We start from the raw sequence: 13,955 nt of genomic DNA, 5'->3' as shown, positions 1-13,955 counted from the left end.
CCCTAGCATCCCCGCCACCGCCCTTGGCAAGCCCGGCGGCCCCGGCGGCGGCGATGCGGTGCGGTTATCGCGCGGCCGGCGCCGCGCCGGGCCTCACGGCGCCAGGTGCGGGCGCGCCATGCCGGCCTCGTCGGCCTGCAGCACGCCGGGCAGGTTCTCGCGCAGGTAGCCGACCCAGGTCTTGATCTTGGCGTCCAGGTACTGGCGCGAGGGGTACAGGGCGTAGACGTTGAGCAATTGCAGCTTGTGGTGCGGCAGCACGCGCACCAGCGAGCCGTCTTCCAGGCCCTCCAGCGCCGAATACACCGGCAGCGCGCCCACGCCCATGCCGCAGCGGATGGCCTCGGTCATGGCGTCGCCGACGTTGACCTGGAAGGTCGGCGGGCCGACGGTGATCATTTCCTGGCCGTTGGGGCCGTCGAACAGCCACTTGTCCAGGGCCAGCACCGGGCTGACCAGACGCAGGCAGTCGTGGTTGACCAGGTCGCTGGGGGTGCGCGGCGTGCCGCGGGCCTCGATGTAGGAGGGCGAGGCGCAGAGGATGCTGTAGGTCTCGCCGATGCGCTGCGACACCAGGCCGGAGTCGGGCAGTTCGGTGGCCACTACTATGGCCACGTCGAAGCCTTCGTCGAGCAGGTCGGGTACGCGGTTGGCCATGGTCAGTTCGAAGCTGACCTCCGGGTGCTGCTGGCGGTAGCCGGCGATGGCGCGGATGACGTAGTGCTGGCCGATGCCGGTCATCGAGTGCACGCGCAGGCGCCCGGCGGGGCGGGCGTGGGCGTCGCCGGCCTCGGCTTCGGCCTCCTCGACGTAGGCGAGGATCTGCTCGCAGCGCAGCAGGTAGCGCTGGCCCGCCTCGGTCAGGGCGATGCGCCGGGTGGTGCGGTTGAGCAGGCGCGCGCGCAGGTGGGTTTCCAGGTTGGCCACGGCGCGCGAGACGTAGGCGGTGGTGGTGCCCAGCTGCTGGGCCGCGGCGGTGAAGCTGCCGGTCTCGGCCACGCAGACGAACGCGCGCATGGTTTGCAGAGTGTCCATTCGGAGCCCTCGGGAACGACAGGGTGACCTATTGTCACATGAGACATCCGGCCACATTATTTCATTATCGGTAATAAAGATTCACAAATTGGCCGGCTTATCCGTTTCGCCCCGCCTCCCTAGAATTTACTCGCCCGAATGGTTTCTTCGGCATCCTCTACGCTGAAACAGCAAGCTCACCCTCCAGGACCCTCAACCGTGTCGCGTCACCTCGTGAAAGGACTGGCGTTCGTCGGCTCCTTTGTCGTTTTCTCAACAATTGCCGGTTGCATCAGTACCCATGGCATCGCCCCGCAGGAACAGCGCCTGGGCAATGACCAACTGGCCACCGATGCCGCCATCCAGTCCGCCAACCGCGATGCGAAGTGGCCGGCCGAGCAGTGGTGGCGCGCCTTCGGCGACCCGCAGCTGGACGCCTGGGTGCAAACCGCCCTGGACAACAGCCCGAGCCTGTCCGAGGCCGAGGCGCGGGTGCGCATGGCACTGTCCATGGCCGGGGTGGCCGAGTCCGCCGAGGCGCCGCAGGTCAACGGCGATGCCTCGCTGCTGCGCCACAAGTGGCCCACCGACTACTTCTACGGCCCGGGCGACCTGGCCGACACCACCAGCTGGAACAACAACGCCGCGCTGGGCTTCTCCTACAACCTCGACCTCTGGGGCCGCGAGCGCAGCAACACCGAGCGCTACATGAACGTGGCCTACATGACCGCCGCCGAGGCGCGCATGGCCCAGCTGGAGCTGGAAAACAACGTCGTCCGCGCCTACATCCAGATGTCGCTGCAGTACGCCGAGCTGGACATCGCCGAGGCCATGCTCGAACAGCAGCAACAGATACTCTCCCTGGCCCAGCGCCGCCTGGCCGGGGGCCTGGGCACCCAGTTCGAGGTCAGCGAGGCCGAGGTGCCGCTGCCGGAGACCAAGCGCAAGATCGACGCCATCGAGGAAGCCATCGCGCTGTCGCGCAACCAGATCGCCGCCCTGGCCGGCAAGGGCCCGGGCGCCGGCGCCGCGCTCAAGCGGCCGCAGCTGGCCCTGGCCAGGCAGCCGGGCCTGCCCAGCGCGCTGCCGCTGGAGCTGGTCGGGCGCCGCCCGGACGTGGTCGCCATGCGCTGGAAGGTCGCAGCGCAAGCCAAGGGCGTGGACGTGGCCCGCGCCGAGTTCTATCCCAACGTCGACCTGATCGCCAGCCTGGGCTACAGCGCCGTCGGCGGCGGCATGCTGGAGTTCATCACCGCGCGCAAGTTCACCTACAGCGCGGGCCCGGCGATCTCCCTGCCGATCTTCGACGGTGGCCGCCGACGCGCCCAGCTGGGCCAGGAGTCGGCCGGCTACGACGCCGCCGTGGCGCAGTACAACCAGACCCTGGTGCAGGCGCTCAAGGGCGTTTCCGACCAGCTGATCCGCACCCATTCGATGGAGAAGCAGCAGACCCTGGCCGAGCAGGCGGTGGCGTCCGCGCAGAAGACCTACGACATCGCCACCAAGGCCTACCGCGGCGGCCTGACCGACTACCTCAACGTGCTCAACGCCCAGACCCGCCTGTTCCAGCAGCAGCTGACGCTGCAGCAGGTGCAGGCCGCGCGCCTGGAGACCCACGCCGGCCTGGTGGTGGCCCTCGGCGGCGGCCTGATGGCGCCCAAGGACGCCCCGGGCGAGAAGAAGATGGTCCCCGAGAGCGTTTCCGTGAAACCCCTGGGCGAGCGCTGAGATGGCCAACAGCCAAGCCCTGCAGACCCGCTCGCCGCTGGAGGAGGTGCGCCGCGCCTTCTTCGAGTGGGCGCGCAGCGACGGCGTGACCTGGGTCTACGTCGCCAAGGTGCTGAGCGCCGCCATGCTCACCCTGTGGCTGGCCATGCGCCTGGAGCTGCCGCAGCCGAGCACCGCGACCATCACCGTGTTCATCGTGATGCAGCCGCAGAGCGGCCAGGTGTTCGCCAAGAGCTTCTACCGCATCCTCGGCTCCCTGGTCGGGCTGACGGTGATGGTGGCGCTGATCGCCGTGTTCGCCCAGGAGCGGGTGCTGTTCCTGCTGGTGGTGGCGCTGTGGGTCGGCGCCTGCACCGCCGGCGCCGCGCGCTACCGCGACTTCCGTTCCTACGCCTGCGTGCTGGCCGGATATACCGCGACCCTCATCGGCCTGCCGGCCACCCTGCACCCGGAAGCCGCCTTCATGTCGGCGGTGTGGCGGGTGCTGGAGATCAGCCTGGGCATCCTCTGCTCGACCGTGGTCAGCGCCGTGGTGCTGCCGCAGACCTCCGCCGCGGCCATGCGCAACGCCCTGTACCAGCGCTTCGGCGCCTTCGCCTGGTTCGTCCTCGACAACCTCGGCGGCGGCCAGCGCCAGCGCTTCGAAGCGGCCAACGTCAACTTCGTGTCCCAGGCCGTGGGCCTGGAGGCACTGCGCAGCGCCACGCGCTTCGAGGACCCGCACATGCGCCTGCGCAGCGGCCGCCTGGCGCGCCTGAACAACGAGTTCATGGTCCTGACCACCCGCTACCACGCCCTGCACCAGTTGCTCGAACGCCTGCGCAGCCAGGGCGGCGAGCGCGTGCTGGAAGCCCTGGAGCCGTGCCTGGACGAGCTGCGCGAAGTGCTCGGGCCGTGGCAGGGCAAGCCGCTGCTGGACCGCGACGCCGCGGCCCTGGCCGAGCAGTTGGAGATGCGCCGCCAGCGCCTGATGCAGCGCATCCGCGAGGCCCGCGCCAGCGTGCGCGAGAAGGTCGAGGACGTGGGCGAGCGGCTGGACTTCAACACCGCCGCCGAGCTGCTCTACCGCCTGGTGGCCGACCTGCACAACTACGCCCTGACCCACGCCTCCCTGGCCGACCACCGCCACGAGCGGGAGAACTGGAAGTTCGGCTTCTCGCCCAAGGCCAACCTGGTCGGCTCGCTGGTCGCCGGGGCGCGCACCACCCTCATGATCCTGGTGTTCGGCCTGTTCTGGATCGAGACCGCCTGGCCCAGCGGCAGCACCTTCGTGCTCAACGCCGCGGCGGTGGCGGCGCTGGTCTCGGCCGTGCCGGACCCGGCCAGGCTGGCCATGCAGATGGCCGTGGGCACCTTCTTCGCGGCCATCTTCGGCTTCGCCGAGACCTTCTTCGTGTTCCCCCACCTGGACGGCTTCCCGCTGCTGTGCGCGGCCCTGGCCCCGGTGTTCGCCCTGGGCGCCTTCCTCTCGGTGAAGCCGGCCTACGGCGGCTACGGCCTGGGCCTGCTGGTGTTCTTCAGCTTCGGCGCCATCCCGGCCAACATGACCGTCTACGACGCCGGGCGCATGCTCAACGAGTACATCGCCCTGGTGCTGTCGCAGAGCTGCGCCGCGCTGATGGTGGCGGTGCTGCTGCCGCCCACCAGCGCCTGGCTGTGGCGGCGCCTGGAGAAGGACCTGCGCATGCGCGTGGTGCAGGCCATCAGCGGCAGGGGCGCGGGCCTGGAAGCCACCTTCGAGAGCGGTACCCGCGACCTGATGAACCAGGCCTATGGCGTCGCCGCCCGCCGCCCGGACGTGCAGCGCGGCCTGCTGCGCTGGATGTTCCTGGTGCTGGAGGTGGGCCACGCCGTCATCGAGCTGCGCAACGAGCAGGAGCGCCTGCCGGACGAGCCCTGCTACGCCGAGGCCATGCCCTGGCGCCAGGCCATCCGCAGCATGGGCCGGGCGCTGATCCGCCTGTTCATGCAGCCGGGCGAGGCCAACCGCGAGCGCGCCCTGGCCGCCGTGGAGCACGCCATACTCACCACCAAGGCCACCGAGGAGCCGTGCGCGCCGGACTTCGAGAGTTCGCCCCTGCGCCGGGTGGTCAGCTACCTGCACTTCATCCGCACCACGCTGCTCGACCCGCAGTCGCCGCTGCGTGATGCCAGCCAAGGAACCGCCAGCCATGCTGCTTGACGACCTGCCGCGGGAAATCGCCTTCCACGGCGTCTACATGCCGACCCTCACCGCGCTCTTCGTGGTCGCGGCGGTGATCTGCTGGGGCCTGGACCGCGTCTTCGCCTCCATCGGCCTGTACCGCTTCACCTGGCACCCGGCGCTGTTCCGCGTGTGCCTGTTCGCCTGCCTGTTCGGCGGCCTGTCCCTGACCGTCTACCGATAACGAGCCAGTACCCATGACCTTGAAATCCGTCTTCAGCCTGCTGGCGACCCTGATCATCCTGGTGGTCGCCGTGTTCATCGGCCGCACCCTCTGGGTGAACTACATGGACACCCCCTGGACCCGCGACGGCCGCGTGCGCGCCGACATCATCAACGTCGCCCCGGACGTGTCCGGGGTGGTGGTCGAGGTGCCGGTGCGCGACAACCAGCAGGTGAAGAAGGGCGACCTGCTGATGCAGATCGACCCCGACCACTACCGCATCGCCGTGAAGCAGGCCGAGGCCCAGGTCGCCTCGCGCCTGGCCACCCTGAAGATGCGCCAGCTCAACGCCAGGCGCCGCGCGGCGATGGACAACGAGGTGGTGTCCCGCGAGAGCCTGGACGACGCCAGCAACACCGCCGCCGCCGCCGAGGCCGACTACCAGCAGGCCCTGGCCGCGCTGGACGCCGCCAAGCTGAACCTGGAGCGCACCCGGGTGCGCGCCTCGGTGGACGGCTACGTGACCAACCTCAACGTGCACCGCGGCGACTACGCCCGCGCCGGCGAGGCGAAGATGGCGGTGGTCGACCAGGACTCCTACTGGGTCTACGGCTACTTCGAGGAAACCAAGCTGCCGCACATCGCCGTGGGCGACCCGGCCGAGCTGCAGCTGATGAGCGGCCAGCGCCTGAAGGGGCACGTGGAAAGCATCGCCCGCGCCATCTACGACCGCGACAACCCGGAAAGCCGCGAGCTGGTCGCCGACGTCAACCCGACCTTCAACTGGGTGCGCCTGGCCCAGCGCGTGCCGGTGCGCATCCACATCGACGAAGTGCCGGACGGCGTGCTGCTGGCGGCGGGCATCACCACCACGGTGATCGTCAACCCGGGCAGCCGGGACGCGACGGCGCAGTGAGCGCAATGCGCGTCAGGTAGAAAAACGGGGGCTTCGGCCCCCGTTCGTTTTTCCCGGCGGAGGCCCTGCAGGAACGGGCCCTGCCCGCTATTTCGCGCGCAGGGCGCGCTCCTACATGGGATGGCGCGGGTGGGGCAGCGTAGGAGCGGATCTCATCCGCGAATCGCGCCGGAACTTCCGGCTATCGCGGACAAGGTCCGCTCCTACGAGGGAGGAATACCGTGTTTCCCGGCAACCTGGAGCGGGCCTTGCCCGCGAAATCGCGCGCAGGGCGCGCTCCTACAGGGGGATGGCGTGGGTAGGGCAGCGTAGGAGCGGATCTCATCCGCGAACCGCGCCGGGACGTCCGGCTATCGCGGACAAGGTCCTACGAGGGAGGAATACCGTGTTTCCCGGCAACCTGTAGGAGCGGGCCCTGCCCGCGAAATCGCACGCAGGGCGCGCTCCTACAAGGGGATGGCGCGGGTGGGGCAGCGTAGGAGCGGATCTCATCCGCGAACCGCACCAGCTATTGCCCAGGGGCAGGTAGGCACGGCTTCTCGTAGGAGCGAGCTTGCTCGCGAACAAACGCGGTGCCTTGCGGTTCGCGAGCAAGCTCGCTCCTACGAAGATACCAAGAGCGTTTCGGCGCGTTGCGGGCTCAGCGCTTGGCCAGGGTCGCGCTGCGCCCCAGGTTCTGCGCCTTGGCCAGGCTGCAGCTGGCGCCGGCGAGGAACTGCGAGTTGCTCAGCCATTCCTGCTGCGGGTAGTAGGCGAACACGTAGCTGCCTTTGCCCAGGGTGTCGATCAGCTTCTGCGCCACCTGCGGGCGCACCGCCGGGCAGCCCTGGCTGCGGCCCAGGCGGCCGAGGCCGGGGACCACCCTGGGGTCGGCGTAGGCGGCCGCGTGCATGACGATGGCGCGCTCTTCGCTGTTATCGTTGAAGCCCGGCTCCAGGCCCAGCAGGCGCAGCGAGCGGCCGTGCTTGCCGCGGTAGGTCTGGCCGGTCTGGTACAGTCCGATGGACGACTGGTAGCTGTTGGGGCGGTTGGAGAAGGAGGTGGCGAGGTCGTCGCCGCTGTTCTTGCCGTGGGCCACCCATTCCTCGAACAGCAGCTTGCGCCGCTTGAGGTCGAACACCCACAGGCGCTTGTCGCGCGAGGCCTTGGAGTAGTCGATGACGGTCAGCAGTTCGTCACGCCCGCCCAGTTGCGCGGCGTTGGCGCACTGGTAGGCGCTGAGCGCCAGGCGCAGGGCCTGCAGGTTGGTGGCCGGAGCCAGGCGGTGGAGTTCCTCGGCGCTGGGCAGCGCCGCTTGGGCGAGGCTGCTGCCGAGCGCGTAGAGCGCGCCCACGGCGAGCAGCGGCCGGAGTTTCCCCCAGACGGTGGATATGGACGGCATGGCGCCGTTCCCCCTTTGTCACTTCCTAAGGTCTGTTTTCGATTGCGCATGCAAGTGCGCGAAATTGAGGGGATTCTCGCCTATTTTTTGATCGATGCCGGTACCGCCTGTCGGTCGTTGGTGGTGATCACCGTGAAGTCCGGGTTGCTGCGCGTCTCGCGGCTGGACGGCAGGTCGGTGATGACCAGGGTGCTGCCGACGTCCATGGCCAGCAGCAGCGAGCGCAGGAAGTGCGCGTCCATGCTGAACTGGCCGAGCTGTTCGGCGGGCGTCAGGCCGGCCTGCGGGTTGCTCACCTGCACGGCGCTCCAGCGCAGGTTCGGCGAGGTGCTGGCGAGCTGTTCCGGGGTGGGCCGTTCCAGCAGCGAGAAAGCCGCCACGCCCGTGCGCGCGCCGGGGTTGTCGAGGGCCACCGGGGCGCTGCCGATCTGGGTGCCGCCGCGGTACACGTAGGCGCGGCGGTCGGCGCGGCTGATCAGCACCGAGATCGGCCCGGCGGCTTCGCCCGGGTCGCTCCAGTAGGGTTCCACCGCCGGGCTGGCCGGGCCGCTGGGCTTGCCTTCGGTCACCTGCGGGGCGAGCAGGCCGGGGTGGTAGACCTCCACCGGCGAGCTCTTGGCGTCGGAGATGATCACCGTGGTGTTGCTGAAGCCGGTGACCTCGTAGAGCTTCTTGGCGAAGGCCATGGGCAGGCGGATGCAGCCGTGGGAGGCCGGGTAGCCGGGCAGGTTGCCGGCGTGCAGGGCGATGCCGTCCCAGGTCAGGCGCTGCATGTAGGGCATGGGCGCGCTGTTGTAGAGGTCGGAATGGTATTCGACCTTTTTCTGCAGGATGGTGAACACGCCGGTGGGGGTTTCCTTGCCGCGCTTGCCGGTGCTGACCGTGGCCAGGCCGATGGCGATGCCATTGCGGTACACGTAGGCGCGCTGCTCGGTGAGGCTGACCACCACCGTGACCGGGCCCTGCGGGGAGATCTCCGGGTACCAGAGGAACTGCCCGGGCTTGAGCTTCTTCAGCGCCGCCTGCAGGTCGTTGAGCGGCGAGCCATGGCTGGAAGTGGCCACGGCGGGCAGGGCGACCAGGCTGAACAGCAGCAGGGCGAAAGACAGGATCTTCATCGTATTCCTTCGATGCGCGGGCGTCCTCGCAGCTTAGTCGCGGCCGTGCCGCCCCTGCAATTCGCGATGCCGGACGGCAGGCGCTCAGCCCAGCGCGGCCAGTTCGGCGGCGCTCAGGGCGCGGTACTGTCCCGGCGCCAGCTGCGCGTCCAGGGCCAGGCCGCCCATGCGCTCGCGGTGCAGGCGGGTGACCTTGTTCTGGAAGTGCCCGAACATGCGCTTGACCTGGTGGTAGCGGCCTTCGTGCAAGGTCAGGCGCGCCGCCCGCGGGGCGAGGATCTCCAGTTGCGCGGGGAGGGTGGTGAGGTCCTCGTAGCGGAAGTACAGGCCGCGAGCGAAGACCTCGGCGTAGTGCGCCTCGATCGGCTGCTCGGTCTCGATGTAGTAGACCTTGGGCAGCTTGCGCCCGGGCAGGGTCATGCGCCGCGACCACTGGCCGTCGTTGGTGATCAGCAGCAGGCCGGTGCTGTTGTAGTCCAGCCGCCCGCCGATGTGCAGCTCGTGCTTGTCCGGCTCGTCCAGCAGGTCGAGCACGGTGCGGTGCTCGGCGTCACGGGTGGCGCTGACGCAGCCGGCGGGCTTGTGCAGCATGAAGTAGCGCGCCGGGCGGCCGGCCTGCAGCACCTCGTCGTCCAGTTCCACGCGGCTGAATTCGCGCACTTCGTGGCGGCCGTCGCGGACCACCGCGCCGTCCACCTTCAGGCGCCCGGCGGCCAGCAGCAGGCGCGCGTCCTGGCGGCTGAAGCGGGGCAGGTTGGCGAGCAGGCGGTCCAGGCGCATCAGGCGGGCTCGTCGGCGGGCGGCAGGCCCTGCGCGCAACGCGGGCAGAGGCAGGCGCGGTCGAGCTGCTGCGGCGGGACGCGGGCCAGGGCGGCGGGGTCGATGCGCGTCTGGAAGCACCAGCAGAGCGTGCCGTCGGCGTCCGGGTCGGCCTGGCTGCAGCTGTTGCGCTGACCGCAGAGGGGGCAACGGGTGGGATCGGGGGTGTCGGTCATGGTGCGGGTCGGTGCTTCGCTGGCTGCACAGGGTGCAGCGGGTGGCGCCGGGGTGCAAGGGGAATTCGTGCCACCGGGACGTCCGGCGTGGCCGGTGAGTCCAATCGCGGACTCTGTCCGCGATTTGGCGGATAACGCCGTAGGCGTTATGCGCCCTACGGGGAGCCCGGGAGCTTCGCGGTTTCGCATCACGCCGGACGGTCCCCTCTCCCGCTTGCGGGGGAGGGTTAGGGAGGGGGGGCGGCGTCAGGGTTGGCAGAGGTGCGTGAGCGAAGTCCGTTCCCTCTCCCCAGCCCTCTCCCTGAAGGGAGAGGGGGCTGTCCCGAGCAAGCGGATAACGCAGCGTCAGCCGGCAAACTCGTAGGGCGAATAACCGTTCGCGGTTATCCGCCGTTGGCCCAAACACCGATGCCCGACGACGATGGCGGATAACGCCGTAGGCGTTATGCGCCCTACGGGTTTCCAGAGAAACATCCGCGCGCACCGGAACGCCCCTTCAGAAGGCCGAGCGAAACCGGCGCTCAGGAGGTCATGCGACATGGATGTCGCTAGAGCCCCGATCAGTACAGGGACGTGCTGTCGGGGCGGGCCTCCGTGGCGGGGGAGTTCGTGAGGGTAGCCCGGCTTTATCGGGCCCGTATGCGGGGCAAGCCTTTTTGGTTCCTTTTTGCGGGGGTGGCCTTCCACCGACTGACAAAAGGGACTCGCCCGAGGGGGCGAAACAAGAAACATCCGAGCACTCGGAGCGGCGCGCTACACCAAGCCCCCAAGCCACTGGGTTCCCGCGTTCGCGGGAATGACGAGGGGGAGATCGGAGCGCTACACCAAGCCCCGCAAGCAAAGCCATACCCCATCCCAAACGAAAATGCCGTTTCTCCCAGGGGAAGAAACGGCATTCTCTTCAAAGCCCCACCGTACCGGCCAGGGCTTTCCTCACGCCGAAAGGCTTAGGCTTGAACGACCGGAATCTTGGCGTTCGCAGCGGCTTCCTTGAACTCGGCGATCTGGTCGAAGCTCAGGTAGCGGTAGATATCGGCAGACATGCTGTCGATGTCCTTCGCGTAGACCATGTATTCCTCGACGGTCGGCAGCTTGCCGATGATCGAAGCCACGGCGGCCAGCTCGGCCGACGCCAGGAACACGTCGGTGGAGTCGCCCAGGCGGTTCGGGAAGTTGCGGGTGGAGGTCGAGACCACGGTGGAACCGGTCTGTACGCGAGCCTGGTTACCCATGCACAGCGAGCAGCCCGGCATTTCCATGCGCGCACCGGCCTTGCCGTAGATGCCGTAGTAGCCTTCCTCGGTCAGCTGGTGGGCGTCCATCTTGGTCGGCGGGGCCAGCCACAGGCGGGTCGGAATGCCACCCTTGACCTTGTCCAGCAGCTTGCCGGCGGCGCGGAAGTGACCGATGTTGGTCATGCAGGAACCGATGAACACCTCGTCGATCTTGCGGCCTTGCACGCTGGACAGCAGGCGGGCGTCGTCCGGGTCGTTCGGGGCGCAGAGTACCGGCTCCTTGACGTCGGCCAGGTCGATCTCGATGACCGCGGCGTATTCGGCGTCCTTGTCGGCTTCCAGCAGTTGCGGGTTGGCCAGCCAGGCTTCCATCGCCTGGGCGCGGCGCTCCAGGGTGCGGGCGTCGCCGTAGCCTTCGCCGATCATCCAGCGCAGCAGGGTGATGTTGGACTTCAGGTATTCGGCGATGGCCTCTTCCGGCAGCTTGATGGTGCAACCGGCGGCGGAACGTTCGGCCGAGGCGTCGGACAGCTCGAAGGCTTGCTCGACGGTCAGGTCGTTCAGGCCTTCGATCTCGAGGATGCGGCCGGAGAAGATGTTCTTCTTGCCTTTCTTCTCGACGGTCAGCAGGCCGGCCTGGATGGCGTAGTAGGGGATCGCATGGACCAGGTCACGCAGGGTGATGCCCGGTTGCAGCTTGCCCTTGAAGCGCACCAGTACCGATTCGGGCATGTCCAGCGGCATCACGCCGGTGGCAGCGGCGAAGGCCACCAGGCCCGAGCCGGCCGGGAAGCTGATGCCGATCGGGAAGCGGGTGTGCGAGTCGCCGCCGGTGCCGACGGTGTCGGGCAGCAGCATGCGGTTCAGCCAGCTGTGGATGATGCCGTCGCCCGGACGCAGGGACACGCCGCCACGGGTCATGATGAAGTCGGGCAGGGTGTGGTGGGTCTTGACGTCGATGGGCTTGGGATAGGCCGCGGTGTGGCAGAAGGACTGCATCACCAGGTCGGCGGAGAAGCCCAGGCAGGCCAGGTCCTTCAGCTCGTCGCGGGTCATCGGGCCGGTGGTGTCCTGGGAACCGACGGTGGTCATCTTCGGTTCGCAGTAGGTGCCCGGACGCACGCCCTTGCCTTCCGGCAGGCCGCAGGCGCGACCGACCATCTTCTGCGCCAGGGTGTAGCCCTTGCCGCTGTCGGCGGGGGCTTCGGGCTTCTTGAACAGGGTGGACGGGGCCAGGCCCAGTTCGGCGCGGGCCTTCTCGGTCAGGCCACGGCCGACGATCAGCGGGATGCGGCCGCCGGCGCGGACTTCGTCCAGCAGCACGGGGGTCTTCAGCTCGAAGGTGGTGACCACTTCGCCGCTGTCATGGCGCACGACCTTGCCTTCGTATGGGTACACGTCGATGACGTCGCCCATGGCCAGGTTGGTGCAGTCGAACTCGATCGGCAGGGCGCCGGCGTCTTCCATGGTGTTGTAGAAGATCGGGGCGATCTTGGTGCCGAAGCAGAAACCGCCTGCGCGCTTGTTCGGCACGTAGGGGATGTCGTCGCCGAAGAACCACAGCACCGAGTTGGTGGCGGACTTGCGGGAGGAGCCGGTGCCGACCACGTCGCCGACGTAGGCGACCGGGAAGCCCTTGGCCTTGACCGCTTCGATCTGCTTCAGCGGGCCGATGGCGCCGGGCTGTACCGGTTCGATGCCGTCGCGGGCCATCTTCAGCATGGCCAGGGCGTGCAGCGGGATGTCCGGACGCGACCAGGCGTCGGGCGCCGGGGACAGGTCGTCGGTGTTGGTTTCGCCGGGCACCTTGAACACGGTCAGGGTGATCTTCTCGGCGACCGCCGGACGGGCCTGGAACCATTCGCCGTCGGCCCAGGACTGCAGCACGGCCTTGGCCGCGGCGTTGCCCTTCTTGGCGCGCTCGGAAACGTCGTGGAAGGCGTCGAACATCAGCAGGGTGTGCTTGAGCTGCTCGGCGGCGACTTCGGCCAGCTCGGCGCTGTCCAGCAGTTCCACCAGGGTGGCGATGTTGTAGCCGCCCTGCATGGTGCCCAGCAGCTCGACGGCGCGGGCCTTGCTGATCAGCGGGGAAGTGGCTTCGCCCTTGGCGACGGCGGAGAGGAAGCCGGCCTTGACGTAGGCGGCCTCGTCCACGCCCGGCGGGACGCGGTTGGTGATCAGGTCGAGGAGGAATTCTTCTTCGCCGGCCGGCGGGTTCTTCAGGAGTTCGACCAGACCAGCGGTCTGCTCGGCGTTCAGCGGCTGGGGCACGACACCCTGGGCGGCACGCTCTTCTACGTGTTTGCGGTAGGCTTCAAGCACAGTATTTCCCTCATCAGTGGTCCCGTGGGACGCGTATCCAGGAGACCTCGCCGATCCATTCGTCAGGCATGGTGGACGGTAATCCACGGACCTACGACGGCACCGGCAGCCTCCAGACAGAAGCTGTTTTCAAAGTTTTACGCCGGAGGGCCTGGGACGTGAGGGACTGGGCGCCTGAGGGGGGCGCCCGGTCCGCGCGGCTGCCGGAATCTGTGCTTCGTGACGCTTTGAAAACAGCTTCGAACGGGCATTGCGCCTTGTGAAAGGCGGGCCGATTCTACTGGAATTCATTGCTGAAAGTAAGCGCCATTGCGCCGATGCGGAGGGTGATCTTGCCTAGACAAAGGGCTAAGATGACGCCCGTCCCCCGTTGTCCCGAAGCCGTTCCGCCATGTCCTCCCAGCGCATCAAGACCCCCTGTGTCGGCCTCTGCTCCACCGTCTACGGCGACCTCGTGTGCCGGGGCTGCAAGCGCTTCCACCACGAGGTGGTGAACTGGAACCTGTACGGCGAGGAGGAGAAGCGCGCGGTGTGGAAGCGCCTGGAGGTGCTGCTGGTGCAGGTGATGGTGGCCAAGCTCGAGGTGTTCGATGCGCCGCGCCTGCGCGCCCAGCTGGAGCAGCGGCAGATCCGCTTCGTCCCCGAGCAGTCGCCGTACTGCTGGGCCTACCAGCTGATCGCCCGCGGCTCGCGGCTGATCCAGAGCATCGAGGCCTACGGCGTGGCGCTGCTGCCGGAGTTCCGCGAGCGGCCGCTGCCGGAGCTGCGCGACGCCATCGACCGCGAGTTCTTCCTGCTTTCCGAGGCCCACTACGACCGCTACATCGCCCCGCGCTTCCTCAGCGAGGGCATGGACCTGCGCGTCTGAGCCCGGCCCCGC

Annotated in this window: 11 protein-coding genes; 5 read left to right on the top strand and 6 right to left on the bottom strand. The window is 68.4% G+C overall.

Going from position 1 to position 13,955, the window contains the following annotated elements; all coding sequences use genetic code 11:
• Window positions 1–93: 93 nt before the first annotated feature.
• The gene (locus CHC02_RS13930) at window positions 94–1,035 is read right to left on the bottom strand and encodes a LysR family transcriptional regulator (protein WP_089392045.1); all 942 of its coding nucleotides are present in this window, start codon (window positions 1,033–1,035) and stop codon (window positions 94–96) included.
• A 198-nt stretch (window positions 1,036–1,233) separates the two neighbouring features.
• On the opposite strand from CHC02_RS13930, the gene CHC02_RS13925 reads away from it, so the two are divergent.
• From CHC02_RS13925 to CHC02_RS13910, 4 genes are read left to right on the top strand one after another with little or no spacing between them, the layout of a single operon-like run.
• The gene (locus tag CHC02_RS13925; protein WP_089392044.1) at window positions 1,234–2,742 is read left to right on the top strand and encodes an efflux transporter outer membrane subunit; all 1,509 of its coding nucleotides are present in this window, start codon (window positions 1,234–1,236) and stop codon (window positions 2,740–2,742) included.
• Between the two features lies 1 nt (window position 2,743).
• A complete protein-coding gene (locus CHC02_RS13920; protein WP_089392043.1) occupies window positions 2,744–4,924 on the top strand; it encodes an FUSC family protein in 2,181 nt (726 codons plus the stop codon).
• A gap of 4 nt (window positions 4,925–4,928) precedes the next feature.
• Window positions 4,929–5,129: a DUF1656 domain-containing protein gene (locus tag CHC02_RS13915; protein WP_089392062.1), complete on the top strand. Its 201-nt coding sequence runs from the start codon at window positions 4,929–4,931 to the stop codon at window positions 5,127–5,129.
• A 13-nt stretch (window positions 5,130–5,142) separates the two neighbouring features.
• Complete coding sequence (locus tag CHC02_RS13910; protein ID WP_089392042.1) at window positions 5,143–6,024, top strand: efflux RND transporter periplasmic adaptor subunit; 882 nt, start codon at window positions 5,143–5,145, stop codon at window positions 6,022–6,024.
• 640 nt (window positions 6,025–6,664) lie between these two features.
• On the opposite strand, the gene CHC02_RS13905 is transcribed toward CHC02_RS13910, so the two are convergent.
• The 5 genes from CHC02_RS13905 to acnB all read right to left on the bottom strand — a co-directional run bounded on the left by CHC02_RS13905 (window position 6,665) and on the right by acnB (window position 13,075).
• Window positions 6,665–7,405, bottom strand: coding sequence for a murein L,D-transpeptidase catalytic domain family protein (locus tag CHC02_RS13905; RefSeq protein ID WP_089392041.1), 741 nt, complete (start codon window positions 7,403–7,405; stop codon window positions 6,665–6,667).
• An 80-nt stretch (window positions 7,406–7,485) separates the two neighbouring features.
• A complete protein-coding gene (locus CHC02_RS13900) occupies window positions 7,486–8,523 on the bottom strand; it encodes a L,D-transpeptidase (RefSeq protein ID WP_089392040.1) in 1,038 nt (345 codons plus the stop codon).
• A gap of 84 nt (window positions 8,524–8,607) precedes the next feature.
• The gene (locus CHC02_RS13895) at window positions 8,608–9,303 is read right to left on the bottom strand and encodes a pseudouridine synthase (protein ID WP_089392039.1); all 696 of its coding nucleotides are present in this window, start codon (window positions 9,301–9,303) and stop codon (window positions 8,608–8,610) included.
• A complete protein-coding gene (locus CHC02_RS13890) occupies window positions 9,303–9,518 on the bottom strand; it encodes a cysteine-rich CWC family protein (protein WP_089392038.1) in 216 nt (71 codons plus the stop codon). The genes CHC02_RS13895 and CHC02_RS13890 overlap by 1 nt, the downstream gene beginning before the upstream one ends.
• 947 nt (window positions 9,519–10,465) lie before the next feature.
• Window positions 10,466–13,075 (bottom strand): bifunctional aconitate hydratase 2/2-methylisocitrate dehydratase, encoded by a 2,610-nt coding sequence (acnB, locus tag CHC02_RS13885; protein ID WP_089392037.1) that lies wholly within the window; start codon window positions 13,073–13,075, stop codon window positions 10,466–10,468.
• Window positions 13,076–13,466: 391 nt separating this feature from the next.
• Here acnB and CHC02_RS13875 point away from each other — a divergent pair, with 391 nt between their 5' ends.
• Window positions 13,467–13,943, top strand: coding sequence for a DUF1289 domain-containing protein (locus CHC02_RS13875; RefSeq protein WP_089392036.1), 477 nt, complete (start codon window positions 13,467–13,469; stop codon window positions 13,941–13,943).
• The last annotated feature ends 12 nt before the right edge of the window (window positions 13,944–13,955 follow it).

Origin of the sequence: Pseudomonas delhiensis (genome assembly GCF_900187975.1) — a bacterium.
Lineage (GTDB): Bacteria > Pseudomonadota > Gammaproteobacteria > Pseudomonadales > Pseudomonadaceae > Pseudomonas > Pseudomonas delhiensis.
Note: the sequence above shows the minus strand (reverse complement) of the source record. Positions and strands in the feature narration are given on the sequence as shown.

Excerpts from the sequence above, each read along its gene's own strand:
- CHC02_RS13920 (WP_089392043.1), top strand. The coding sequence starts at position 2,744 with ATGGCCAACAGCCAAGCCCTGCAGACCCGCTCGCCGCTGGAGGAGGTG.
- CHC02_RS13900 (WP_089392040.1), bottom strand. The coding sequence starts at position 8,523 with ATGAAGATCCTGTCTTTCGCCCTGCTGCTGTTCAGCCTGGTCGCCCTG.
- CHC02_RS13905 (WP_089392041.1), bottom strand. The coding sequence starts at position 7,405 with ATGCCGTCCATATCCACCGTCTGGGGGAAACTCCGGCCGCTGCTCGCC.
- CHC02_RS13875 (WP_089392036.1), top strand. The coding sequence starts at position 13,467 with ATGTCCTCCCAGCGCATCAAGACCCCCTGTGTCGGCCTCTGCTCCACC.
- CHC02_RS13910 (WP_089392042.1), top strand. The coding sequence starts at position 5,143 with ATGACCTTGAAATCCGTCTTCAGCCTGCTGGCGACCCTGATCATCCTG.
- CHC02_RS13930 (WP_089392045.1), bottom strand. The coding sequence starts at position 1,035 with ATGGACACTCTGCAAACCATGCGCGCGTTCGTCTGCGTGGCCGAGACC.
- CHC02_RS13890 (WP_089392038.1), bottom strand. The coding sequence starts at position 9,518 with ATGACCGACACCCCCGATCCCACCCGTTGCCCCCTCTGCGGTCAGCGC.
- CHC02_RS13895 (WP_089392039.1), bottom strand. The coding sequence starts at position 9,303 with ATGCGCCTGGACCGCCTGCTCGCCAACCTGCCCCGCTTCAGCCGCCAG.